The sequence below is a fragment of the Chryseobacterium sp. CCNWLW53 genome, from assembly GCF_037083525.1.
GTDB lineage: Bacteria > Bacteroidota > Bacteroidia > Flavobacteriales > Weeksellaceae > Chryseobacterium > Chryseobacterium lathyri.
Window position 1 is genome coordinate 433,109 of the sequence record NZ_JBAOJR010000004.1, and the last position, 25,975, is coordinate 459,083.

Annotated in this window: 18 protein-coding genes; 1 reads left to right on the forward strand and 17 read right to left on the reverse strand. The window is 38.8% G+C overall.

All coding sequences use genetic code 11. The features are described from left to right. Positions 1-96 precede the first annotated feature (96 nt). The 16 genes from V6R96_RS15150 to V6R96_RS15225 form a co-directional block, all read right to left on the reverse strand. The gene (locus tag V6R96_RS15150) at positions 97-2,040 is read right to left on the reverse strand and encodes a glycoside hydrolase family 97 catalytic domain-containing protein (protein WP_336379289.1); all 1,944 of its coding nucleotides are present in this window, start codon (positions 2,038-2,040) and stop codon (positions 97-99) included. Between the two features lie 6 nt (positions 2,041-2,046). Next, entirely contained in the window at positions 2,047-3,414 is a 1,368-nt protein-coding gene (locus V6R96_RS15155; protein WP_336379288.1) for a glycoside hydrolase family 43 protein, read from the reverse strand. A gap of 15 nt (positions 3,415-3,429) precedes the next feature. After that, the gene (locus V6R96_RS15160) at positions 3,430-4,317 is read right to left on the reverse strand and encodes an alpha/beta hydrolase-fold protein (protein WP_336379287.1); all 888 of its coding nucleotides are present in this window, start codon (positions 4,315-4,317) and stop codon (positions 3,430-3,432) included. Positions 4,318-4,405: 88 nt separating this feature from the next. After that, positions 4,406-6,031, reverse strand: a complete 1,626-nt coding sequence (locus V6R96_RS15165; protein WP_336379286.1) for a glycoside hydrolase 43 family protein — start codon at positions 6,029-6,031, stop codon at positions 4,406-4,408. 112 nt (positions 6,032-6,143) lie between these two features. Then, a complete protein-coding gene (locus tag V6R96_RS15170; RefSeq protein WP_336379285.1) occupies positions 6,144-7,862 on the reverse strand; it encodes a glycoside hydrolase family 43 protein in 1,719 nt (572 codons plus the stop codon). 68 nt (positions 7,863-7,930) lie between these two features. After that, positions 7,931-9,205: an MFS transporter gene (locus V6R96_RS15175; protein ID WP_336379284.1), complete on the reverse strand. Its 1,275-nt coding sequence runs from the start codon at positions 9,203-9,205 to the stop codon at positions 7,931-7,933. Further along, a complete protein-coding gene (locus tag V6R96_RS15180; protein WP_336379283.1) occupies positions 9,206-9,832 on the reverse strand; it encodes a bifunctional 4-hydroxy-2-oxoglutarate aldolase/2-dehydro-3-deoxy-phosphogluconate aldolase in 627 nt (208 codons plus the stop codon). Between the two features lie 5 nt (positions 9,833-9,837). Further along, complete coding sequence (locus V6R96_RS15185) at positions 9,838-10,845, reverse strand: sugar kinase (protein ID WP_336379282.1); 1,008 nt, start codon at positions 10,843-10,845, stop codon at positions 9,838-9,840. A gap of 4 nt (positions 10,846-10,849) precedes the next feature. Further along, complete coding sequence (gene uxaC, locus V6R96_RS15190) at positions 10,850-12,268, reverse strand: glucuronate isomerase (RefSeq protein ID WP_336379281.1); 1,419 nt, start codon at positions 12,266-12,268, stop codon at positions 10,850-10,852. A gap of 117 nt (positions 12,269-12,385) precedes the next feature. Further along, the gene (locus V6R96_RS15195) at positions 12,386-13,201 is read right to left on the reverse strand and encodes an SDR family oxidoreductase (protein WP_336379280.1); all 816 of its coding nucleotides are present in this window, start codon (positions 13,199-13,201) and stop codon (positions 12,386-12,388) included. 37 nt (positions 13,202-13,238) lie between these two features. Beyond that, on the reverse strand, positions 13,239-14,414 hold the full coding sequence (gene uxuA, locus V6R96_RS15200) for a mannonate dehydratase (protein WP_336379279.1): 1,176 nt from the start codon (positions 14,412-14,414) through the stop codon (positions 13,239-13,241). 80 nt (positions 14,415-14,494) lie between these two features. Further along, a complete protein-coding gene (locus tag V6R96_RS15205) occupies positions 14,495-16,444 on the reverse strand; it encodes a RagB/SusD family nutrient uptake outer membrane protein (protein ID WP_111952743.1) in 1,950 nt (649 codons plus the stop codon). Positions 16,445-16,455: 11 nt separating this feature from the next. Further along, positions 16,456-19,314: a SusC/RagA family TonB-linked outer membrane protein gene (locus tag V6R96_RS15210; protein WP_336379278.1), complete on the reverse strand. Its 2,859-nt coding sequence runs from the start codon at positions 19,312-19,314 to the stop codon at positions 16,456-16,458. Positions 19,315-19,393: 79 nt separating this feature from the next. Beyond that, complete coding sequence (gene xylA, locus V6R96_RS15215) at positions 19,394-20,722, reverse strand: xylose isomerase (RefSeq protein ID WP_336379277.1); 1,329 nt, start codon at positions 20,720-20,722, stop codon at positions 19,394-19,396. Positions 20,723-20,830: 108 nt separating this feature from the next. Continuing rightward, the gene (locus tag V6R96_RS15220; protein ID WP_336379276.1) at positions 20,831-22,315 is read right to left on the reverse strand and encodes an FGGY family carbohydrate kinase; all 1,485 of its coding nucleotides are present in this window, start codon (positions 22,313-22,315) and stop codon (positions 20,831-20,833) included. Positions 22,316-22,332: 17 nt separating this feature from the next. Next, positions 22,333-23,058, reverse strand: coding sequence for an NrtR DNA-binding winged helix domain-containing protein (locus tag V6R96_RS15225; RefSeq protein ID WP_111952731.1), 726 nt, complete (start codon positions 23,056-23,058; stop codon positions 22,333-22,335). A gap of 609 nt (positions 23,059-23,667) precedes the next feature. Between V6R96_RS15225 and V6R96_RS15230 the strand changes: the two genes are divergently transcribed. Beyond that, positions 23,668-25,263: a sigma-54 dependent transcriptional regulator gene (locus V6R96_RS15230; protein WP_336379275.1), complete on the forward strand. Its 1,596-nt coding sequence runs from the start codon at positions 23,668-23,670 to the stop codon at positions 25,261-25,263. A gap of 21 nt (positions 25,264-25,284) precedes the next feature. On the opposite strand, the gene V6R96_RS15235 is transcribed toward V6R96_RS15230, so the two are convergent. Continuing rightward, complete coding sequence (locus tag V6R96_RS15235) at positions 25,285-25,911, reverse strand: TMEM175 family protein (RefSeq protein ID WP_223559772.1); 627 nt, start codon at positions 25,909-25,911, stop codon at positions 25,285-25,287. Positions 25,912-25,975: the final 64 nt, after the last annotated feature.

The window sequence follows — 25,975 nt, forward strand, 5'->3', positions numbered from 1 at the left end:
ATGCAGCCCGCCCTGAGTGGAGCTCTTTTTGTGGAGCGAAGCGGAACAAAAAAGCGGGAACGGAGGGCGGATAAAGCTGCCCAAATTATTCCTGCATTAATTCTTCAACACAAAACCGCCATTCGGCTGAATTTCAATTTCGTATACTCCTTTTTTACTAATGGAAATCTGTTTTGTAAATGTGGTTCCGGATTTATCATCATTAATAAGGTCGACATTTTTGCCTGCCAACATCGGGAGATTGAGTTTAAGCTTTTTAACCGTTTTCTCTGCATTCACCCCGGCAACATACCATGTATTCTGATGCCTTCTTGCAATGACAGAATATTTCCCGGGATAGCCGTCGATAAAAATCGTCTCATCCCAAAGTGTCGGAACATCTTTCATAAAATCAATCTGGAATTTTGGAGCATCAGCCAGGTTATTCGGCATTACTGCAAACATCTGAACGGGATTTTGAAACAAAACCGCTGTCGCCAACTGAAATCCGTCTGTTGTATGTCTTTTATTTTTATCCTTGTTTGATTGGGTTAAAAATTTATTGAGAAAAGTGCCGCCAAACTCCATACTTCCCACCGTATTCCTGATAAACGGATGCAAGGTTGCAAAGAACGCTTCCTGCTTACGGACATCTTCTGAAAAATACAGCATTTCCGAAGCTAAAACGGCTTCACTTCCCGCATAATTCGGGTACATCACTTCCCAGCCTCGTGGTAAAGTGGCGCCGTGGAAAATAATCGTTAATCCGAAATCATTAGCATCAGACAAAATATCTTCGTACAGACGCATGGTTTCCTGTTTGTCTCCGCCGAAGAAATCGACTTTCAGGCCTTTTACTCCGACTTCCTTTAGCCATCTCATTTCTTTTTTCCTTTCTACGGCATTGCTCATTTTGTTTCTTGGACCCATCGGTGCATCGTTGGCAGCTCCGTTGGAATTGTACCAAAGCATCACACCCACATTTTTGGATTTCGCATACTGAACGAGTTGTTTCATCCGCTCTTTCCCTATATTTTTATCCCAAAGTGCATCGATCAAAATAAATTCATATTGTAAGGAAGAGGCAAGATCTATGAACTTCACCTGATCATCATAGTTCATGCTTGCATCCTGCCATAATATCCAGCTCCAGGTAGAACGTCCGAACTGATATTCCTGCGAAGGCTCGTAAAGCGGTTCCAGCACATCAAAAGGAATCGTAGTTTCTACGATCGGTTTCAATGAATCTCCAATGCTAATGGTCCTCCACGGTGTTTTTCCCGGAAGTGAAATCGCTGCTCCGGAACTTCCGAAACCGTTGTTTTCCGCCATATTTGGATAGGCTACCTGATAAAGGTTCTTTTCTGAAGTAGTGCTGAGATGTGAAGCGCAATATAAACTGGTCACGCCAGTCTCTGAAAGTAAAACCCAGCCATCATTTCCGATATGAAAAAGTCCTGGGAAAACATAACCATAGTCGGCTTTTGTTCCTAATTCTGCATCCGCTTTGTATCCGCTTTCGTAGCTTGGCGCTGTTCGGGCAAATCCGCTCATCGGCTTCATCATCGGTGAGAGAAAAGTTGTCGTTTGAGCTGGAAACCGGTATCCGGTAACTTCCGATTCTACCACCGCACTGAAACGATCCTTCATTGACGGAATCTCATAACGGAAAGCAATATTATTATCGCTAACCTGAAACTCAATTTCAAGATCGAACTGATCTGCATTCATAAAGCTGACCATCAAAGTATTGGCTTTATACTCAACTTCAGATTTTTTTATTTTTTTGTTGCTGTATTTTTTAGAAACAACATCTTTTTTGCTGTTGATGAATTTTAAATTTTTAGAAAAATCAGATTCATTGGTGATCAACCCCAACGGAGACTTGTCGAGCATTGTTTCTCCCTGAAAACTTACAGAGTATAATGCTTTTCCTTCTTCTGAAAATACATTCAGCTTCAATTTGCCATCCGGACTGGAAATTTCAGCAATTTGGGCTTTAACTTCTGATAAAAAACAGAAAATTATTAATGACAGAAATATAAGTGTTACTTTTTTCATTTTAAATTATTTTGAAAACATCCAATAATCGAAAAACATAATATCTTTTTCCGCTTTACCATTACACACGAAATAAAGATTGTGAATGCCTGTAATTTTGTTGGATAGATTAGTCGTAACTGTTTCAAATCGATCATCTCCACCGGTAAGAGGAACTTTTATGGTGGCGGCAACCGGTCCGTTTAAACTGTCTAAATGAACATCCATTGTGACACCGCTGTTATGCGTAGTTCCAACACGGGCAGAAAAAGATGATGCGCCATCTTTTCCAAAATCAACATTCTTTACACTGGTGTAAGCGCCATTTTTCTTTGCTTTAATGAAAACTCCCGCTGCTTTGTTCTGATAAGATTTTACGTTCTCTGACCACGCAATCATTTCTGCCTGATTGAATGCGTAAGGATTGACGTTTGCAATGGCATCCGTAATACCGTTGGTCATTTTAAAAGGCGAAATAGAGCCGTCTTTATTAAAATTAAGTTCCTGCACGCTTACCGATCTTGTAAATCCACTTCCGCCCGGCAATGCACCGTTATGGTAGAAGAAATACGTTTTTCCTCTGAAATCAATAACTCCGGGATGATTGGTAAAGGATTTTCCTTCCGCAGGCATTATGATTCCTCCATATTTCCAAGGACCTTGTGGACTTTTACTCGTCGAATAGCCGATAAACTCGGGAAGCGGACCGCCCGGCCAGAAAAGATAATATAAATTTTTGCGTTTGTACAGCCACGGACCTTCTTCGTATTTGGTGGGTCTTTCGGGATTTCCTTCTCTTTTACCAAAAGATTCTTCGGTCATTGGAACCTCAACAATATCGCCGGAATAGGAAATCATATTTTCATTTAATTTTACATATTTAAGCTTTGGATTCCCCCAGTACATATGCGCCTGACCATTGTCATCAATAAAAACCGTAGGATCGATATCACCCCATTCGCTCTGAACCAATGGCTTTCCCAACGGATCATGAAACGGACCAAAGGGACTGTCGGCAACAGCAACTCCAATTGCGCCTTTGTTATTGGTTTTGGAAATCATCGGTACGTACATAAAAAACTTTCCGTTTCTTTCGATGCACTGTGCTGCCCATGCATCACGTTTTGCCCAATCAAAATCATTGTAAGAAAGGATAACGCCGTGGTCTGTCCAGTTGACCATGTCATTGGTAGAAAATACCTTCCAGTTGTTCATGGTAAACCATGTAGAATCATCTTCATCGTGACTGGTGTAAACATACAAACGGTCATTGAACACCATCGGAGCCGGGTCCGCGGTATAAGCGGTCTGAACGATGGGATTTTGGGCAGAGAGCGATAATCCTGTTAAAACTAATCCGATATTCAGAACAGACTTTAAAACCTTTTCCTTCATGACTTTGATTTTAGATTAGTTCTTTACTGATTGGGGCACAATGGTAAACTCAGAGAATTTGCTTTTGTCAACAGGCTTAAACAACAACTGCGAAAAAATATATAAATCATTTTTCCAGACTTTGAAATCGTGACCACCCGGTTCTACATAAAAAATGTGAGGAATATTATTTTGCGTCAGATAATCACTTGTCCTTTTACTGAAAGACATCAGTCTGTCCTGATCGCCGCAGGAAATCCAAAGGAGTTTTAATTCTTTAGCTTTGGCAGGATCTGGAAGCAGCTGTTGAGGTTCTTTGGTATTCGGAGCCGAAGAAAAACCGCCTACCCAAGCAAATTTATCTATATTTCCTAATCCAAAATTCAGGGATTGTCCACCCCCCATGGACAGTCCGGCTATTGCTCTGTTTTCTCTGTCCTTTTTTACAGGATATTTTTTTTCAATGAAAGGAATAAGATCGTTCAGCAAATCTTTTTCAAATGTTGCAAAAGCTTCGACTTTATCTTTTGCCATAATATCACCCGTGGCTCTGTCGTCTTTCATCGCCCGCCCATTGGGTAAAACAACGATCATTGGAGTCAACTTTCCCTGTGCATACAGATTGTCAAGAATAATCTGGGGGGTTCCGTTCCTGAACCATTCTTTTTCATCTCCGCCAATGCCGTGAAGCAGGTACAAAACCGGATATTGAGCCTTTTTTTCAAAACCCGGAGGTGTATATACCAAAGCTTTTCTTTGGGTTCCTACCGTTTTTGATTCATAGGTTACGGTATCAATTTTCCCGTGGGAAATTTCTTTCTTTTCAATATCAAAACCTTGCGGTGCCTGTTTATCAAAAGTTTGTGCAGAAATAAATATTCCTGACAAGATAAAACCTAAGGCTAATACAACTGATTTATTCATGAATTTTTTATTTGTATTTTTAACACTTATTAATTGGGATAAAAAAATATTACGATTAGTAATTATTTCACCATTTATATGATCTTATCTAACGTATATATTTTATGTTTAATGAATCCGTTATTCTGAAAAAATTGACATCTACAAAACCTCCTGTACTTTTTGTAGCATAATTAAAAACCGCGAATTTAGAACCCATAAATAATCTTCTGTAATCGAAAATCATTTTATATTCTTTTTCCATAACCGTCCAGTTTTTTTGATCGGTGCTGTAAGAAAAATCTGCCAGATCTTTTCCAAGGTTAAAATCAGCTTCAATACGAAGATAAACGGTGTCTGAAGTGAGAGGAAAACGCTTCTTTTCTTCTTTTCTCACTCCTAAAATGGCTTTTGTTTTGTTATCAAGACTGACATCATTGGTAGAAAATGTGATAAATTTCTGATTGCCTTCTTTTATAACTGAAAGCAAGCCGGAATCGCCGTTAAATGCACTGAAACCTGTAACATCACCATCCTTCATTCCTCTTAAATCTAAAGCAACCACAGCGCTGGATTTCGGGCCTGTCATTCTTTGCGTTAATGTATTCGGAGCAGCGTAAACATTATCCACTACCCGACTCGTTTTCAGCCTTATAAATCCTTTCCTTTCGGATAAAGACCAGGCTTCGTTTACAGGATTATGGTTCCACTGCCACTGGATTTTCAATTTTTCACCAGAAAATTCGTCACTTTCTACAATGTTATTTTTAGGCTTAAACGGAGGAAGCGGAACTTCACCATTCAAAGGGATTTTTCCATTATTTCCCAAAACCGGCCAGTCGTTTTCCCATCGTACAGGAATCAAAATCGGGACACGCCCCACTCCACCTCTGTCCTGAAAAATAAGCGAATACCAGTTACCGTTCTTATCATCGATCAAAGCCCCTTGTCCGGCATATGAAAACCCTAAAAAATTATCTTCCAGAATGATTTTTTTCTCATAAGGTCCGGTCACTTTATCTGCTCTGTAAACTTCCTGACGGCGTTTTTCACCTTTAGGCCAGGAAATCATCATTATATAATATTTTCCGTTTCTTTTAATAATCTGATTACCTTCTAAAAGTCCGGTTTCCGTAGAGTCTTTCTGAAAAACAACAGTTCCGTCAGAATTTCCGATAACTTCTTTAAAATCAGGACTTAATTCAAAAACTTTATTGGAAGTAAAAACATATACCTTGTCATCATCAAAAAACAAAGAAGCATCGTGAAAATGTCGGGTTCTGGTAATGAGTTTCCAATTGCCTTTTTCAGGATTATCTGTTACATAGAAATAGGATTTGAAAGGCTCATCATTCGGAGAAAACAAAACGTAATATTTCCCTTTGTGATGGCGGATGGAAGATGCCCATTGTCCGCGGCCGTAAACCGTTCCGTTAAGTAAATCATATTTAGAATTATCATTCAGTGTATTAAAAACATAGCTTGCCATTTCCCAATGCACAAGATCTTGGGAATGCATTACCGGAGCTCCCGGCATCAGGTGCATGGTGGTACTGATAAGATAAAAATCATCACCGTTTCTGGTCACTGATAAATCCGGAGCATCTGCCCAGATAATGGGATTGGTAAATGCTGTCGTCTGCGGCTTCTGAACAGGATTTACCTGGGCTGAACAATAATTCAGCCCGATAAACCCCAAAAAAGAAACTATATAAAACGATTTTTTAGTTTTCAAAACTTTAATATTTTGCTTGGTTATTTAAATTTTTTCTCTCGCCGATTTTATAGATTTGGCAGATGATTGTGTTATTAAAATCGGCTTAATCCGGAGCTTATCATTTTTAATGTTAATTAGGTACAATATCATTAGACGAAGTGCTGTACAAACCAATCAAACTTCCGGTAAATCCGCCTGCAACATCGGTAGAAAGAATATCTCCGGAAACAGAACCTCCAAGGTTTTTAAAGTTTTTGCCATCCAAAGAATAATTAAATTGATGTTCATCTTTTTCACCAACGACTTGTAATCTGACCGTTTTAGAAAGCGAAATCTTTTCGCTGGCCACCAATTTTGATTCTCCTTTTTCTGTTCTTTCCAAAACAATGTAAAAATCTTTGTCTTTTTTTGTGATTCCGAATACATAGTTAAATCGTTCACTTTGGTAACAGGTAATTCCTGCTAATTCTTTTTCAGATTTCGGTTTGAAATCCAGTGTTACGGAAGTTTCAAAATCTTCGTGCTGCAATCTGTGAAATAATGCCGAAACCGGAGCGAGAGCTTTGATATTCGTTTCAAAAGGATTTATTTTTACTCCGTTTTTAGAAATATTGATAAAATTCTCACGGGGTCCTCGCATCGCAATCCATCTGTAATCCAGTTTTTTTTCGGTCAGTTTATCATTATACGTGAAGTTTCCGTTCGGGAAAAATCCATTTTGTCCGGTCTGATTTTCTACACCTTCCGGCAATTTTAATTTTGGTTTCATTGGTACCAATCCGTTTTGGAAAACAGGATATGTTCCGCTCCAGTCAACAGGAAGAATGAAAGTTTCGCGGCCACTGTTCACCCTGTTATTTACATTCGGACGAATAGCTAAAAAGACACCGTAATATTTACCATCCGGAGTTTCCACCAAATCGGCATGGCCCGCCCAATCCACTTTATCTTTTCTGTCTTTCGGAAAATACCGCTGTGTCAGAATCGGATTGTTATTCGCAGGAATGTATGGACCTTTCGGAGAATCTGACATAAAAATAACTTCGCTGTGGTTACCGCCTGTTCCACCTTCTGCACACATCAGATAATATTTACCATTCTTTTTATATAAATGTGGCCCTTCTATCCAGATTGGTTTTTGAGAAAGATCAACGCCTCCATTCACAATAATTTTATCTGAACCTGCTACAACCTGGTCTTTTTCCAGATCATAATCCCACATTTTGATCACACGGTGACCGTTGTACTGCTCAGTTCCTTTCGGCGGTGCATCATTGTGGACGATATAAGCTTTGCCATCGTCATCAAAGAAAATCGAAGGATCGATACCATCAAAATTCAACTTTTGCACCTCACTCCAGCCTTTTGCAGGATCTTTGGTTTTCACAACCATATTTCCGATTCCACTGGCAATCTGAGTGGTGATCATATAAAAAGTATCGTTGTGCTTATTATATTTGATATCCGGAGCATAAATTCCTTGTGAAACACCTGATTTTTCCACTTTTAATTGGGAAGGTCTGTCCAAAACGTGCCCTAACTGTTTCCAGTTGACCAAATCTTTTGAAGTGAAAATAGGAACTCCGGGAAACATTGAAAATGAAGAATTGACCAAATAATAATCGTCTCCTTTTCTGGTAATACTCGGGTCGGGATAGCACCCCTGAAGAATCGGAGAATAAAATTCATTTTCTTTCAGTGGGTTGTTTGTGTAAATTTTATCATTTCCACGATAGGAAAAGTCTGAGAAAGTCTGTGCTGAAACGTTGGCAAAAGATAATAAGGCAACAGCAGCTATCAACGTTGTTGTCTTTTTCAAAAATATCGGATTCATTGTTCTCTGTCTCATAGTATATTTTTTAGTTTATTATTTAGTTTTTAATGTGTTACGTTTTTTTTCAAAATGAATTTTGATCTTTACATTGGTTTTCTTCTGTTGATCAACCAGATAATTCCCCAAGCCGCAACGTAAGAAACACCGGCAATAAAAAATATGATGTTGTATCCGCCGTTGATGTTTCCTGCTTTTTTGAAGGTATCCAAGACAATTCCGATGAAAAGCGGAAAAATAATTCCTGCTGCTGAACCGAGCATTCCACCAAAACCGATAACCGAACTTACATAGTTGTTAGGTAATTTATCTCCAACTGTGGTCATCAGATTGGCTCCCCAACCTTGGTGCGCTGCAGTGGCGAAAGCAATGATGATGGTAATCAGCCACATATTGTCTACATATTTTGAGAACATCACCGGAACGACCATCAACGCAAACAAGAGCATTGTCAAACTTCTGGCTCTTCCGATGGCCCAGCCTTTTTTAATCAAAAATGAGGAAAGATAGCCACCCCCGATGCTTCCAATCGTGGTTCCGCTGTAAATGATAATCAACGGAATGGAAGGTTTTGTCATATCCATCTTGAATACGTCTGAAAAATAAGCCGGCAGCCAGAACATAAAGAAATACCAGATTGGATCGGTCAGAATTTTTCCGATGGCAAATGACCAGGTGACTTTGTATTTTAATATTTCAGACAGCGGAACTTTAGACTGTTCCTGTGTTTTTCCGTCCTGATCACTTTTAATATACTGTAATTCTTCCTTGCTCAACTTTTTTGTTTTTTCCGGAATGCTGTAGAATCTCCACCAAAGGACAATCCATAACAAACCTAAAGCCCCGATCCAGACGAAGGTTTCCCGCCATCCGTAATGTCCCAGAATGAACGGCACAAGAAGCGGTGCTAAAATGGCTCCAACCGTTGCTCCGGAGTTGAAAATCCCTGTTGCTAAAGCTCTTTCTTTTTTCGGAAACCATTCTGCAACAGATTTTATCGCTGCCGGAAAATTTCCTGCCTCACTGATTCCGAGTGTACTTCTCGCAATGATAAATCCAACGGTGCTTTTCACAAAACCGTGTCCTATGGAAGCCAGACTCCAGACAATCAACGAAACGGCATACCCTATTTTGGTTCCTACCCTGTCTATAAATCTTCCCATCGCAAGATATCCGATGGCATAAGTGGTCGTGAATGCCATTACAATGTAGCTGTAATCTTTTTCGTCCCAGCTGAACTCTTTTTCAAGAACAGGTTTCAGTAAACCCATTACCTGACGGTCAAGATAATTGATCGTGGTGGCGAGAAAGACCAAAGACAGCATCAACCATCTTATGTTACGGTTTTTAGGAGCCTGCATTTAGTTTTGATTAAGTTGTTGCAATAAGTTCTGAACTTTTTCTGTGAGCTGTTCTGATGTAAAATCTGTTCTGACGAGTGAACTTCCTAAACCAACAGCAATGGCACCACCTTTTATCCATTCTGTAATGTCAGCAAAGTCAGCATTGATGCCTCCGGTCGGCATAAAATTCATTCCCGGAAAAACAGGTTGAATGGATCTGATATAATTTTTGCCTAAAGCATCTGCCGGAAAAATCTTCACTAACCGAAGTCCGTTCTGAAAGGCTACATTGACATCGGAAGGAGTAAAACATCCTGGAATTAAATTGATATTTTTTGCAACAGAATGTTTTACCAGTTCTTCGCTAATAACAGGTGTAATGATGAAATCTGCTTTTGCATCGGCATAATCATCCATTTCCTTTATATTTTTCACGGTTCCGATTCCCAGTAAAAGTTCTGGAAATTCGTTGGCAGAGATTTCTTTTAATTTAGTAAAATTCTCCAATGCCTGAATACCTCGGTTGGTATATTCTATCACACGGATTCCTGCTTCGTACAAAGCTTTTACGGTATTTTTTGAAACCTCAAACGATTCATTGTAAAACAACGGAACTATTTTCTGATCTTTTATTTTTTGTAGCATTCCTTTCATAATTTTTCAATATTAATACTGTCATTAATGGTATCGCCCTTTACAAAAAGTTTTTTGAAAGCGACTTTTGCAGCATCTTCTAAAATCTGCTGTAAAGAATTTCCTTTTAAAGTTCCGTGAATCAAAGCAGCCATAAAGGAATCGCCGCTTCCTATTCTTTCCTCAATTGTTGTTGAATGATAATGTTCAGAAATCAAAAGTTTTTCATCAGCAAATAAAGTCGCAAAATAATTAACCTCTTCACCCTTCGTAAACCGAAATGTATTGGCAATCATCTTTACATTTGGATATATTTTCTGAATTTCTAATGCTGATTTTCCAGCCTGTTTCAGAAGATTTCTGTCGTCAAAATTCCCATTTAATTCATATTCAATCGGAATTTCCAAAAATTGTTGAATGGACCAGATATTTCCCATCAGAACATTGACAAAAGGCATCAATGCAGTAATTTTCACAGACGGATTTCTGTTCTGCCAAAGGGCGGAACGGTAATTCAAATCAAGAGAAACCGTGATGTTTCTGGTCGCTGCCTCTTTCATTAAATCCATACATTTCTGATAGGCATTTTCGCTCAATGCCGGCGTAATGGTGCTAATGTGAAGCCACTTTACCTCTGAAAATATTTCATCGAAACTAAATGTTTTAAAATCCGACTGTGTGAAAACCGAAGGAAAACGGTCGTAAACCACCGAAGCGTTCTGCATATCGCCATCCGAAGAGAGGTAAAACGTTCCAATTCTGCCGTTACTTTTCTCAGCAAGCACCTCAATTTCTTTATTTTTGAGCTGTGATTCCAATTGATTTCCCAGAAAATTTTCAGGCAAAGCTGAAAGAAGTTTTACAGGATTGTTCCATTGTGCAAGAGCTGCAGCTACATTATATTCTGCACCGCCCACGAAAATCTTCAGAGATTGGTCATTGAGCCAGTTTCCTTCGGAATCTGGAGCGAAATGCAAAAGCAATTCCCCGAAACATACTATTTTATTGGAAAATGAATCTTGCATTCTCTTAAATTTTAAAATAATTTTTCGTGTTGTGATAACAAATGTCCTGAATGATTTTCCCAACCCATTCTTCGTCATCGGGAAGCAATCCTCTTTCGATCTCGCTGCCGAACATATTGCACAAAAGCCTTCTGAAATAATCGTGTCTTGAGAATGACAGGAGACTTCGGGAATCGGTCAGCATTCCGACAAAAGTGCTGATGAGACCAATGTTGGAAAGTGTGTTCATCTGTTTTTTCATTCCGTCTAATTGGTCGAGAAACCACCAGGCTGCACCAAACTGTACTTTGGACTTCATTCCACCTTCATTAAAATTTCCTGCAAGTGTCGCTAAAACTTCATTGAAGGTGGGATTAAGGTTATAAATAATGGTTTTGGTGAGTTGTCCGGCAGAATTCAGTTCGTCCAGAAGCATGCTCAATCTTTGTGCAAAATATTGTTCACCGATTGCGTCATAACCAGCATTGATGCCAATCTTACTAAGCATTAAAGAATTATTATTTCTGGTTGCTCCCACGTGAAACTGCTGTACCCAGCCTTTTTCAGCATACATTTTGCAAAGCTCTTTTAGTAAGTAGCCACACAACGCTTCCGGATTGGAGAATGTTGGATTATTTCCTTTTAAAAATTCTGAAAATTCGTTTTCTAATTCTATATCCCATTTTGTGGTATCGGGAAAATATTCAAACCCGTGATCGGCAACCTTGGCTCCTACTTCTGCAAAATAATTAATTCTGGATTGAAGCGCATTTAATAAATCGGAAACTGATTCGATTGAAATTCCACAAACATTTTCAAGTTTTTTTATTCCTGAAAGATATTGTTCCGGATTGTTGATATTGATGTAAGAATCCGGTCGGAAAGCAGGTAAAACCTGGGCTTTAAAACGGCTATTCTTTAATGCTTGATGATAAGCCAAATCATCAGCAGGATCATCAGTTGTGCAAAGTGCTTCCACTTTGAAATTCTGAATGATGGATTGTGGCAAAAAATCTGAAGTCTGCAAACTTTCATTCATCTGTTGATAAACAGAATCTGCATTTTTCGGGGAAAGATATTCTTTGATTCCGAATGGATTTTTAAGTTCCAGATGGGTCCAGTGAAATAAAGGATTTCGAAGGGTGTACGGTACCACTTCCGACCATTTTCTGAACTTTTCCAAGTCTGAAGCTTTGCCGGAAATGAATTCCTCATCAATCCCGAAATTTCTCATTGCCCGCCATTTGTAATGATCACCATCCAGCCAAATTGCTGTCGGGGAACGGAAATTCTGATTATTTGAAATCACGTCAGGCTCAAGATGATTATGATAATCAATAATCGGCATTTCTTTCGCAAAGCCGAAATAGAGATTTTCTGCCTTTGCTGATTCCAGCAAAAACGATTCTCCGAAAACTTCTTTATTTTTAAGGGAATGAGTCATTATTCAATTTAAAAGTGATTTGATTTTGTGAAAATCTTTAAAAACAAGACCTTAATTGAAATCTATAAAATCATCTAAGGCCTTGTAACTACTGTATGAAGAAAAATAATATTAATCTTAAACACCACTGAATGCACTGAAACCACCGTCAATAGGCAATAATGCACCCGTGATAAAACTTGCGGCATCTGAACAAAGGAACTGGACGGCTCCGTTGAGTTCATCTGCATTTCCAAAGCGTCCCATTGGCGTTTTGGCGATGACTTTTTTGCTTCGATCAGTTAAAGAACCATCCGGATTCAATAAAATCGCCCGGTTTTGATCTCCTATAAAAAATCCGGGAGCAATTGCGTTGACACGAATTTTATCGCCAAATTTCAACGCTACATCTGAAGCGAGCCATTGGGTAAAATTGGTAATTGCAGATTTTGCTGCTGAATAACCAGCAACTCTTGTGATTGCAGAATAAGCCGCCATTGAGGAGATATTCACAATACTTCCACGTCCCTGCTCTGTCATCACTTTTCCGAAAACATAGCTTGGATAAACGGTTCCGTTGATATTCAAATCGGTTACTTCGTTCCAGGCTTCCATTTTCAGGTCGAAAAAAGATTGGTCGGGAGCCAATGTTGCGGTAGGTATATTTCCTCCGGCAATATTGAGCAAAATATCAATTCTACCGTATTTTTCAAGGATTTTCTTTGAAGCAGCTTCAAGGCTTTCCACATTCATTACATTGGCTTCCACAGCGAATGCTTCACCTCCCAGATCTGTCAGTTCTTTAACACGAGCGTCCAGAGTTTCCTGGTTTCTTCCCAATGCTACAACTTTGGCTCCTGCTTCTATGAAACTTTTAGCCAGACTTCCACCCAACACCCCTGAGGCGCCTGTAATTACGGCTACTTTATCTTTTATGCTGAATATTTCGTTCATTTTTACTTTTTATAATAATTTATTGCAAACCTTAGATTTAATTTCTTTGCAATTCTGACTGTACAGTAGCCATTACTCCTTCGATTTGTCCTAACGCAAGCATTCTTCCGAGAAATGAATATCCGGGATTGTAACCTTTATCAATATCGTCTGTCAGTAATCTTCCATGATCTATACGCATAGGCAAGTCCGGATTTTCTTTTTCAAATATCCGGATGACCTCTATCAATTTTCCTCTTCCACCTAAGTGATGGGCTTCGATGAAATCTCCGTTTTCAAAAACATTAGTGCTTCTTAAATGGACAAATTTTGTGCGGTGGGCATATTTTTGGGCAAGTTTCGGAACATCATTCTGAAGACCTGCACTTAAAGAACCTGTACAGAATGTGAGCCCGTTGTGAGGATTATCGACAGCATTTAAGAGCCAGTCGATATCTTCTTCATTGGTTACGATTCTTGGTAGACCTAACAATGAAAATGGCGGATCATCGGGATGTACACACATCTGGATATTCCATTTTTCGCAAACGGGCATTATTTTTTCAAGGAAATATTTCATATTCTGACGGAGTTGGTTTTTATCAATACCATCATATAATGCCAGTAAACTTTTGAAAATAGCTACCGGATTCTGGTCTCCTTCCTTGATGTTTCCGTTAACAAAACCCTGTGTTTTTACAATGATCGAGTCTATCAGATCATTGTTATCTTCTTCCGTTAAAGTATTTTTTAATTGTTCTACTTTTTGAAGAATCTCTGAATTATAATCGTTTTCTGTACCTTTTCTTTGCAGAATATGAATTTCAAAATAAGCAAATTTAGCTTTATCAAAATATAATGATGACGAGCCGTCTTCCCACTGATAAACCAAATCTGTACGGGCCCAGTCTAGAACCGGCATAAAGTTGTAGCAAACCGTTGTTACTCCAGATTTTCCCAGATTTTCAAGACTCTGGATATAATTTTCTATTAATTGATCTCTGTTTTCGCCTCCGTATTTTATGGCCTCACTTACAGCCAGACTTTCTACAACAGACCAGCGAAGTCCGAAACTTTCTATATAATTTTTATAATCATTAATTGCGTCCGACGGCCAGATTTCTCCGTTCGGAATATCGTGAAGCGCAGAAACAATACCTTCTACCCCAATTTGACGGAGCATATCTAATTTTATTTTGTCTTTTTTACCGAACCAACGCCAGGTTTTTTCCATAAATTTTATTTTTTTCATTAAAGCAAAGCAGGTGTAATAGAACACCTACTTTGCTTCTGTTAACATGAATGCATATAATATTAATTGTAACCAGGATTCTGATATTTGTCCTTGATATCTGCAGAGACTTCCATAGCATCCAATTGCCCCCGAGGGATTGGTCTCAGATAATGAAATTTTTGAATATTACGCGTTACAGTCTGCGGGGTATGATCTCCGTAAGCAGTTCCTGCAATTTTATAAGTAGCTGCATATTCTTCCCACTTCTGTGTACGTACCAGATCATACCATCTGTATCCTTCGCCATAATACTCACGGGATCTTTCTGCCAGAATGTAATCTATGGTAATGGTATTAGGTGTAGCAGCAATCATTGCAGCACTGTTATCTTGTACTTTTGCAACATTTCCGCTAACACTCCAAACCCATTTTCCTGCTCTGGCTCTGATTACATTAATAAGATCTCTAGGACTCATAGATCCGGAAGCTCCTTTAACTGCTGCCTCAGCTGCCAGGAAATAAAATTCTGAAAATTTAGCGGCTACAAACGGACGGGTTAAACTTGGATTTGGATAGCCTAAACCGTTACCGTTATCTGTACGGTAAGTTCCTATTTTCCATATACCAGGATATACCACTCTGCTGATTCCATTTGGTGCCACTACCCAGTCTGCCCTTCCCGGAAGCGTTCCTGCTCCAATATTACTATTCCCTGCATTGGAACTATAAGCCGGCACTGCAGAATCATCATTGAGAAACGTTAAAATAGGGTCACCAGGATGTACGGGAAGACTATTGGCATTATACAGGGTAGTCTGAGTCATCCCTGCTTTGTCCCAGTTACCACGGTAGGTCGTAACGAATGTACCGTCATATCTGGAATCATTGGTTTTATCAGCAAACGTATTTTTAATAACTTCAATGGTAGGAGCCATACGTGTCCAGGGACGCCCTAGATCTTGTGTAGCTGCTCTTTGTACAGAACTGACAGCAGACCAGGATGTACTGGAAGTACTGCTTCTGATATTAGGGTAATTCCAGGTCATCATCCAGGCAGCAAAATTATTTGGAGACCAGCCATCGCCGTAACTTGCCTGAATAACCCCTTCATTATAATAAGCACTTGTCTCTGTATGGTCCGCATACAGCATACATTCCTTGTTACGGTCATTTGATCCTACATTTAAATTATAATAGGTAGGCTGTAAAGCATACGGTCCGGGACTGTTGATCCCGTCTAATGCAATATCATAAGCTTTTTGGAAGTACCATTGTGCATTGTGACCATCAGGATCTATTCTTGTTGCCTCCGGATAGGTTGGAATGTTGTTTGGATTTTGCAGCCACCATGCATACGTTAAATAGGCTTTTGAAAGATATAATCTCGCAACATTTTTGGTAACACCGCCGGTTACTCTTGGGCTTGCAGGAAGATTTTCAATGGCTTTGATCAAATCAGGGAAAATGGCCTTTGTGTAAACCTCTGAAACCGTATTTCTAACTGAAGTGGTGGTTGGCGAAATATTGAAGGCCAGTTCTCCTGAACCTAAATCAAGTGGTGCGCCACCGTACGTCTGAACCAGTAAGAAATAATAAAATGACCTGAAAAATCTTGCTTCTGAAATCAGTGATTCGGATACATTAATTAACGGACCATTTTGTATAACTCCATTTGCAGAATTGATGGCAGGAAAAACAGATCCCCACACCATACTTGTTGGGAAAGTTGAACTGTCAATATTCCCGTTATTGGACATATCCATAGCTTTAAAGTTGCCATCGGCATCTTTCCCCCAGGTTGCCTCATCAGTACCCGTCATGGTAGAATTTAAGAAGTAGCCGTTTCCATACAGCATTCTCAGTTGTCTATACAAAGACGTAACCCCTTGTGTAATTCCTCTTTCTGTAGTAAAATCTTCCGGTGTATAAATACCTCTTGGCTGTTCATCCAATATCTCATTACATCCTGTACTGAATGTTAATGATGCTAAAAACAGAGCAGCGATAAATTTTTTATTTAAATTGATCATGATTTTTTCTTTTAAAAGGTTAGATTTAGCCCCATCATATAGTTTCTTGTAGAAGGATTATTCGTACCAATTACCAGCTGATTGCTTTTGTATGAGTTTACAGCCTGATTTTCATTCCCTCTCGAATTCGGTTCAGGATCCATCCCTGATTCTCTGTAATAAGGAGAACCGAAAACAAATGGATTCTGTACTGTTACATACAGTCTCAGACTGCTTACGCCTAAATCATCCAGGGTATTTTTATTAAAATTGTACCCTAATGTGATGGTTCTTATTTTTACGTATGAGCCATCAAATAAACCTAAAGTTGAACCGTATTTCGGGTTATCTCCGCTCATCATTCCACCTGGTTTCGGATAGCGCACGTCTGGATTTTCTTCAGTCCAGTAATCAACATCCACGTTATTTCCTCTTCCCGATAATCTGTTGAGATATCCTGAAGAGCCGTATAGTGTACTGATTAACACTCCCCCTTTCTGAAATGCTCCAACCACACTAAGATCAATATTTTTATATGCTAACCTTGTATTGAAACCTCCCATAAAATCCGGATTGGTATCGATAATCTGTCTGTCAGCAGGTCCGATAGCTCTGGTCGGAGTTCCGTCTGCATTGTATCCACCTGTATATAAAACTTTGATCATTCCCACATTTCCTCCAGGTTCCAATACGCTCAGATAAGGATCTCCATGCTGCCACAAACCTATATACTGGTAATCATATAATGCATTGATATTATGACCTACAAACCATAAATTCCCCTCGTTTCTGTCAGTTCCGGAAGCTAATGCTGTAATTTTATTTCTGTTGGCATATAAATTACCTCCAACTTCCCAGCTAAATCCATCAGGATTATTGAAAATAGTACCATTAAGAGATATTTCGAAACCTTTATTCTCTGATGCTCCCACGTTCTCGGTCACAGATCCCAAACCGCTGGATGATGGCAACCCTTTACTTAACAATAACTGTTCTGTCTTCGTAACATAATATTCTACGGTACCGCTGATGATTCTGTTGAATAAAGTAAAATCTAATCCATAATTCCAGGTTTTTGAAAACTCCCAGCCCAAATTTGCATTTGAAGCTGTATTTACATAATTCCCGATGACAAATTCATTTCCAAAATTGTAAGGCACCGTACTTAAACTCCCAAAAGTGGTATAAGGCCCGACAGACTGGTTGGAAGTCTGTCCAAAACCGGCTCTCAGCTTAAGCACATTGATATATTTTGAATCTTTAAGAAAGTTTTCATTGGCAATATTCCAACCCACAGAAATTGCAGGATAGGTATGCCACTGGTGCCCTTTCGCTAAAACTGAGGCTCCGTCTGAACGGACAGTAGCCGTAAGCATATAACGGTTATCATATTGATATAAGGCTCTTCCCATAAAAGACATAAGGCCTCTTTTATAATATCCCTGATTATTTGGATCAATGGTTACCTCACCTTGTGCATGGCCTAAATTAAAGTATTGAAAGGCATCGATAGGAACATCTCTCGCTGATATGTAAGAGCTGTTATACTTGGTCTGTTCCGCAGAATATAATGCCGTTGCACTAATTTTGTGTTTACCAAAAGTTCGGTCATAAGACAGAATATTTTCCAAAACCCACTGCGTCGTCAACGAGTTTCCGATTCCAGCTGAAGACTCAGTAGCAGGATTTACATTGAGTATACCGGTTCCTGTATAGGTTCCGCTATTTGAATTTCTATAGGTAAGACCAACATTAAGCCTGTATTTAAGACCTTCAACTCCTGGTATTTTTAATTCTCCATAAAGGTTATTATATGAACTAAAAGCATTTGTACGGTCAGCATAGGCATCGCCTAGATTTTCGAGAATACCTCTGGTCTGGAGAGCCGTCTGATCGATGGCACTATACATGACAGTTTTAGGACTCCCGTCAGCCTTATAGGGACTAACCAATGGCGAATACCCTAACATAGGGGCACCGCTAACGCCGTTAAAGTCGTTGATAGAAAAGTTTGAGTTGGTAGAGAAGCCTATTTTTATGAACTTACTTACTTCCTGATCTAAGGAACCCCTAATAGAAAGTCTTTTATAACTTTGCAAAGGGACAACTCCATTTTGCTGAAAATACGCGACACCAAAGTTGTAATTCCCTTTTTCGCTTCCTCCTGTAACCCCTACATCATGGTTCATCATCAGTCCCACACCGTAATATTTATCCTGCCAGTCTGTATTTATATCATTGAATTCATCTTGCGCGTTGGTGAACATTTTGGCATCTGCACGTAATTTGGCAAACTTAGGCCCATCCATCACCGGATATTTAGAGAAAATAGTCTGAAATCCAGTATATCCGTTATAGGTAAATCTTGCTTTCTGACCTTTTGATCCTCTGTTTGTTGTTATTAAAATGACTCCGTTTGCACCACGTGATCCATAAATCGCTGTGGCAGAAGCATCTTTAAGAATATCCAAGCTTTTAATATCTGATGGGCTGATATCTCCTAAAGAACCTACAAAAGGAATTCCATCCAATACAATCAAGGGGTCATTAGAGCCTGTTAATGAACGTTCTCCTCTGATACGGATCTGTTGTACAGCGCCGGGTTTTGTAGAGGTTCTGCCAATATCAACTCCCGGAAGACGTCCCTGTATCGCATCGGTTATATTGGCTGAAGGAACTTCTTTGAGAGCAGTACCACCCAGAGACGATACTGACCCGGTAACCGCTTCTTTTTTCTGTGTCCCATATCCAATTACAATAACTTCTTCTATCTTGTTTTCTTTGGCAACAGTATCTTTTTTACTTTGAGAATAAGCTAAGCTTGACGGTAACAGAGCCATGGCGAAAAATATCGCAGCCCTGTTGGTTTTAGCAAAATGAAATCTGTTCATAATTATTATTTTTAATATTACATTAATAGAAAGGCTATTAATAAATCCTTAGTGTTATAATGAAAGCCTTCTATAATTATTAGATATACATGTTCACGATTGCTTCAAACAATTCCTGTTTTCCGCTTTTGGCCTGAGGTTCTCCCACCTCATGAGCAATTCGCTGAAGGTCTTCCAGTGTAAGATTCCCTTCTTCAAAAGCTTTTCCGTTACCGCTATCAAAAGAAGCATAGCGCTCTGTCCGTAATTTTTTATAATCAGAGTTTTCCAGTATATCTGCAGCAACTAATAATCCTTTGGCAAAAACATCCATTCCAGAAATATGGGAGATAAATAAATCTTCCAGATCGGTAGAATTTCTTCTGATTTTCGCATCAAAATTAACTCCGCCATTTCCTAATCCTCCTGCAGGAAGAAGTACCAGCCAAGCCTGAGCCAGGTCACGATAATCCACAGGGAACTGGTCTGTATCCCATCCGTTTTGGTAATCTCCCCTATTGGCATCAATACTTCCTAATAATCCTGCGTCAACTGCTACCTGAAGTTCATGCTCGAAGGTATGCCCCGCCAGGGTAGCGTGATTAACTTCAATATTAAGTTTAAAATCTTTGTCTAAACCGTAATGTCTCAGGAAGCCAATCACTGTTTCAGAATCGTAATCGTACTGATGTTTAGTTGGCTCCATTGGTTTTGGCTCAATAAGGAATGTTCCCTTGAAGCCCTGACTACGGGCATAGTCACGGGACATTGAAAGGAAGCGGGCCAGATGGTCTTTTTCTCTTTTCATTTCAGTATTCAGCAGACTCATATAACCTTCTCTACCACCCCAGAACACATAGTTTTCGCCACCGAGAGCAATCGTTGCATCAATAGAATTTTTCACCTGAGTTCCTGCACAGGCTACTACATCAAAATTTGGATTGGTAGAAGCTCCGTTCATGTATCTTTCATGCGTGAAAACATTAGCTGTTCCCCACAGAAGCTTAATCCCAGATTCTTTTTGCTTTTCTTTGGCATATTCCACAACAGCCTGAAGGTTTTTTTCATAGTCTTTCCAGTTATCTGCCGGAGCAACCAAGTCTACATCATGAAAACAGTAATATTGGAATCCAATTTTAGACATGAATTCAAAACCTGCATCCATTTTATGTTTAGCTCTGGAAACCGCATCATTGCCAATATCCCAAGGATGGTGGATCGTTGCTCCGCCGAACGGATCGCTTCCGTCTGCACACAGAGTATGCCACCATGCCATTGCAAAACGCATCCATTCTTTCATTGGTTTTCCCATCACGATCCTATCTGCATCATAATAACGGAATGCCATAGAGTTTCTACTTTCTTTACCTTCAAATCTGATGTTTTCAATACCTGGAAAAAATGCTTTTGTTTCTGTTAAAATGTTCATATTATTTGATTTTATTTTTAGTTTGTTCTTTATAATTTAATACAGGAATCCCCTGCCTGCTGATTTAATAGGTCCGCAGGTACAATGAATAGCTTCGTTGCAGGATGATTAAATGATTTCGTTAAGATGCTGTTTCCACCTTGAGTATGCTTCTAAATATTGTTCTCTTTTTTCTGTTTCAGGTTCTATAACTGCTATTTTTTCGAGGGATGAAAATGCCTCTGTTGAATCTGCATAAAAACCTATTCCCATTCCGGCAGCTCTGGCAGCTCCTACCGCTCCGTCTGTGTCGTAAAGCTCAATCACTGCATTGCTTACACTGGCAAGCGACTGTCGGAAAATTGAACTTAAAAACATATTGGCATTGCCTGCCCGGATCACCTGGATGTCCATTCCCATATTTCTCATAATATCCATTCCATATTCATATGAAAAGACAATTCCTTCCTGTGCCGCACGCAGAATATCTCCTTTTGTATGGATGTTGAAATTAATCCCGTGCATAGAACAGCTGGTATCTTTGTTTTCCAAGACTCTTTCTGCCCCGTTTCCAAAAGGGATGATACTTAATCCTTTTGATCCAATCGGGGAAAGGGATGCCAGATCATTCATATCACCATAGGAAGACAGTGAGGTTGCAAAATTGTGCTTTAGCCAGGAATTTAAAATTCCTGTTCCGTTAATACACAGCAAAACTCCCAATCTGGTTTGCTCAGGACTGTAGTTGACATGGGCAAATGTATTTACCCGTGACAGGGTATCATATTCCAATTTATCCAGCACCCCATATACCACTCCCGAAGTGCCGGCTGTTGAAGCAATTTCTCCGGGATTGAAAACATTCAGAGAGAGCGCATTATTGGGTTGATCTCCTGCCCTGTATGAAATTGGGGTTCCTTCTTTTAATCCTAATTCCTGAGCCGCCGGTGCAGAAACCGTTGATTGGATACCAAAAGTAGGAATAATTTCAGGGAAAAAGCTTTTAGGGATTCCATAATAATTAATCACGTCCTCAGAAATACAGTTGTTTTTAAAGTCCCAGAATATACCTTCAGAAAGTCCTTCAATCGTCATTCCTATTTCACCGGAAAGCCTCATGGCAATATAATCTCCCGGCAGCATTATTTTATCAATCTTTTCAAAAATTTCAGGTTCATTTTCCTTTACCCAGGCTAGTTTTGATGCTGTGAAATTTCCGGGAGAATTAAGAAGATGGGATAAACATTTCTCAGTTCCAATTTCCTGAAAAGCTTTTTCACCATAAGGCACAGCACGGCTGTCACACCAGATAATCGAAGGACGAAGCAAATTCTGGTCTTTATCGACCAGGATCAGTCCATGCATCTGCCAGGTAATACCAATTCCTCTGATATCTTCAGGATTGATTCCGGATTCATGCATTACAGATTCATGTGCCAGCTTTAGGTTCAGCCACCATTCTGCAGGGTTCTGTTCTGCCCAGCCTGGGTTGACTGCCATGATTTTCATTTCCTTTTTTGGAGAGAAGTCTGATGCAATAATTTTTCCACTGGATGCCTCAATGAGACAAACTTTAACAGAAGAACTGCCTATGTCATATCCTAGCAAATACATAATTTGAAAAGGGGGATTTATTTAATTAGTTTAGTGTTGTTTTTCTTATAGATCTTGGCATCGAACCGATAGTATCTTGCTGCCCGGTGCGATACGTTTTGCTCTATCTCTTCTAAAGGAATGATATAATTAAATGATGAAATTTTTTTATGAAAATTCTTGATATCGATCTGTTTTTCACTTAACGCGCTGTACAGCTGGTACAGCTGTCTTATTGTAAATTTTTTCGGCAGCAATTCAAAAATAATAGAAAAATCGGTCTCAATCCATCTTCTTATTTCTGTTAAAGATTCATTAATGATCTTATTATGATCAAAGGGTAATGCCGGGACCTGGTCTACAGGATACCAGTCGACTGTTTCATATTTGGTGCTGTTAATTTTATGATCGATTTTACATAGAGAAAGGTAGGCCACCGTAATAATCCTGTCAATATTATGCATATACTCGGTCCCCATCCACTTGATATCAATCTGATTGCTTGCGCGAAATGGATCAGCAAAGCATTTGAACTGCTTGAGAACCATTTTTTTTATTCCTGTTAACTCATGAAGAACCCTATGGGCTGCATCATCCACATCTTCATTACTGAAAATCAGGCTACCCGGCAATTTTCTTTGCCTATCCACTGGTACATCGTCTACATGACGTTGCACAAGTAAGATATTGAGTCTGTTGTCATGGTCAAATCCAAATACCACACAATCAACAGAAACATAGGTATGAATAAAATCCTGGTTCATCTTTTATTAACATTAGCGTAACATCACAAATATAAAAATTCAATTGAGAAAAAAAAATAAAATCTACATTACAGGCTATATATCAATAGATTATATATCATTTTTTTATGATAAGAATGATGTAAAAAATATGATAAGGTTATCATTAATTTTATGATTATTATTTCAGAATACCTTAATATATAGCTATTTAAATGTTAAATTGACACTTAAAAAATTAATATTTATTTTTATCTAATTTATGATAAGAAAATTTTAAATTTTATTGATATTTTTTAAAAAAGTTATAAGAAAAACGTCCATTTTATGTTTAAACCCATATATTTAAGACGTGTATTTTTTACAATTATTCAACCTAAAAGGTAAAAAGTTATCATATCATAGGATTTTTCTATACACAGCTAGGGAATTTCTAAACTTTTTCAGGAGGGTTTAAAAGGGTTTTCATTATACATCTATAAAAACGTACAGATGATTTACTTTAAAAAGATTTACAGAGATAAACTTTTCATAAAAAAACCTGTGCTTAAAAAATTATATTAATTAATCTATACTATTCCAAAATAGTACTGTTTTCTCTATCTTTATCCTTTCAATCAATAGATCTTTATGAATAAACAGTCTGATCAAAATGTTGATGTCATGAGGGCCCGGCTTCAGGAAATGCAGAAGGATCATCTGGTGATTTCATCTATTAATACTGCCTTTGCCAAAGTTTTAGATAAAAAACATTTCAGCATTGTATTAAATCAATCCTTTAAAAATGAATTTCTATGTGATGGCATTATGGTCCTTACAGCAAAGGATCATAAGCAGCAGATTTTTTACAGTTCTTTAATTACCGGAGCGTATGATGATAGCTCTTCCGATTCACTGGATATTTGTTTTGAGCAATGCATGCAATCATCGGAACCTGTTACTTTTTACCTTAAAGATTTCTCTGAAAGGAAAACATCAGTACCGTATTTTACCCTTGCAAAAAAACTGGGAATGCATATGGCTGTGGGATTTTGCTTACCATCTATAGGAGATCATAAAAACGTGATTTTCCTTTTGTATAAAAATTTCACTGAATTCAATGGCCGGTTAGAAAGGCTATTGGGAGGCATCTCTACGCAGCTGTCAATTACCATCAGAAACATTCTGTTCTCGGAAATGCTGGATACTTTTCATACTTCAGCACCTGATTCTCAAAAAGATATAAAGCCTGTCAGAAAAGATGAGGTAAGAAATCAAGAAGGGTTTAACGGAATCATTGGAAATAGCGAAGCCATGCAGCATATTTATGAGCAAATCTCCCAGGTAGCTTCTTCATTATCCAGTGTGATCATCTATGGCGAGACCGGAACGGGAAAAGAGCTGATAGCACAGGCTATCCATGAACTCTCCTCTTCGTCTCATCACTCAATGATCAGGATTAACTGCGCATCCATTCCTGCCAATCTTATAGAAAGTGAACTTTTCGGGCACGAAAAAGGCAGTTTTACAGGTGCTACGGAGCAGCGTAAGGGGAAATTTGAACAAGCGAATAACAGCACTATTTTCCTGGATGAAATTGGGGAGCTCCCTTTAGCTCTTCAGGGAAGATTACTGAGAGTTTTACAGGAGAAAGAAATTGAAAGAATCGGCGGGAATAACACCATTAAAGTCAATGTCAGGATTATTGCTGCCACCAACCGGATTCTGGAAAAAGAGGTTGCTGAAGGGAGATTCAGGAGTGATCTGTTCTACCGTCTTAATGTTTTCCCCATCCATTTACCTGCATTGCGGGACAGAAAAGAAGACATCCCGCTACTGGCCGATTATTTTCTAAAAAAAATCAATCTGAAAACAGGCAAAAAAATCAATGGATTTTCTCAAAAAGTAATCCATGCAATGAGTGAAAATGCATGGCCGGGAAATATCCGTGAGCTCGAAAACATGATCGAAAGAAGTATTCTTACGGCAAAAGACAGTACCATCAGAAAAATGGATTTACCGGAGATTTTCGGACAAAAAACAGCTGATCATGATTTTCAGATTAAAACATTACACCAGGTGGAAAAAGAGCATATCCTAAAGACCGTTGAAAAATGTAAGGGACGAATTTTTGGGCCACAGGGAGCGGCTTTATTATTAGGATTACCGGCTACCACATTGATTTCAAAAATGCAAAAATTAGGAATACAGAAAGGGCATTATTTTAATAAGAGCAATGAAACTTAAAATTACTGTGGAAACCGCTAATCATTCTGATTCCTTCATACTCATTTCAATTTTCCCTGAAGATAAAGCCCAGAAGATCCACAAGCCTAAAATCATTATTAAGGAAACCGCAGGAATCCAAAACGAGAACATCAATGCAATGAGATAGATGGGAAAACCATAAAGGTAATTATTGCGGATTTTTTTAATCGCAGCATCCGTAATTCCCGGACGCAAAAGCTTCTTATTGCGGCTGGCTACAAACCAAAGCAAATTATAGGCAAAATTGATCAGAACAAAAGTTCCCGTATATATAGCTACAACCATAGAAGATGCCTCCCCATTGAAATATCTGGCCAGCAAAGCGGTAGGATAAGAAACTGCAGAAACTAAAAAGAGAATCAGTCCGTTGGCAAACATAATAGCCGAATTACGGCTGTAGATCTGTTTGAAAATCTTATGATGATTCACCCACATTATAAAAATGCTGAAAAAAGAAAGGATAAAGGCTAAAAATACAGGCCATTGACTCTTCATAAAGGTGAAAAGATCATTTCCGTTTTTTATTACATGTTCTTCCGGTAAGTGAAGATCCAAAACCAGCAGTGTTACGGCAATCGCAAAAACAGCATCACTGAATCCTTCTATTCTGACGGTTTCTTTTTCCATATTGTTGGCCATTTTTTAAACTTAATTAGGTTGAAAATTGCATGAAAATGCTTCACTTATCCAT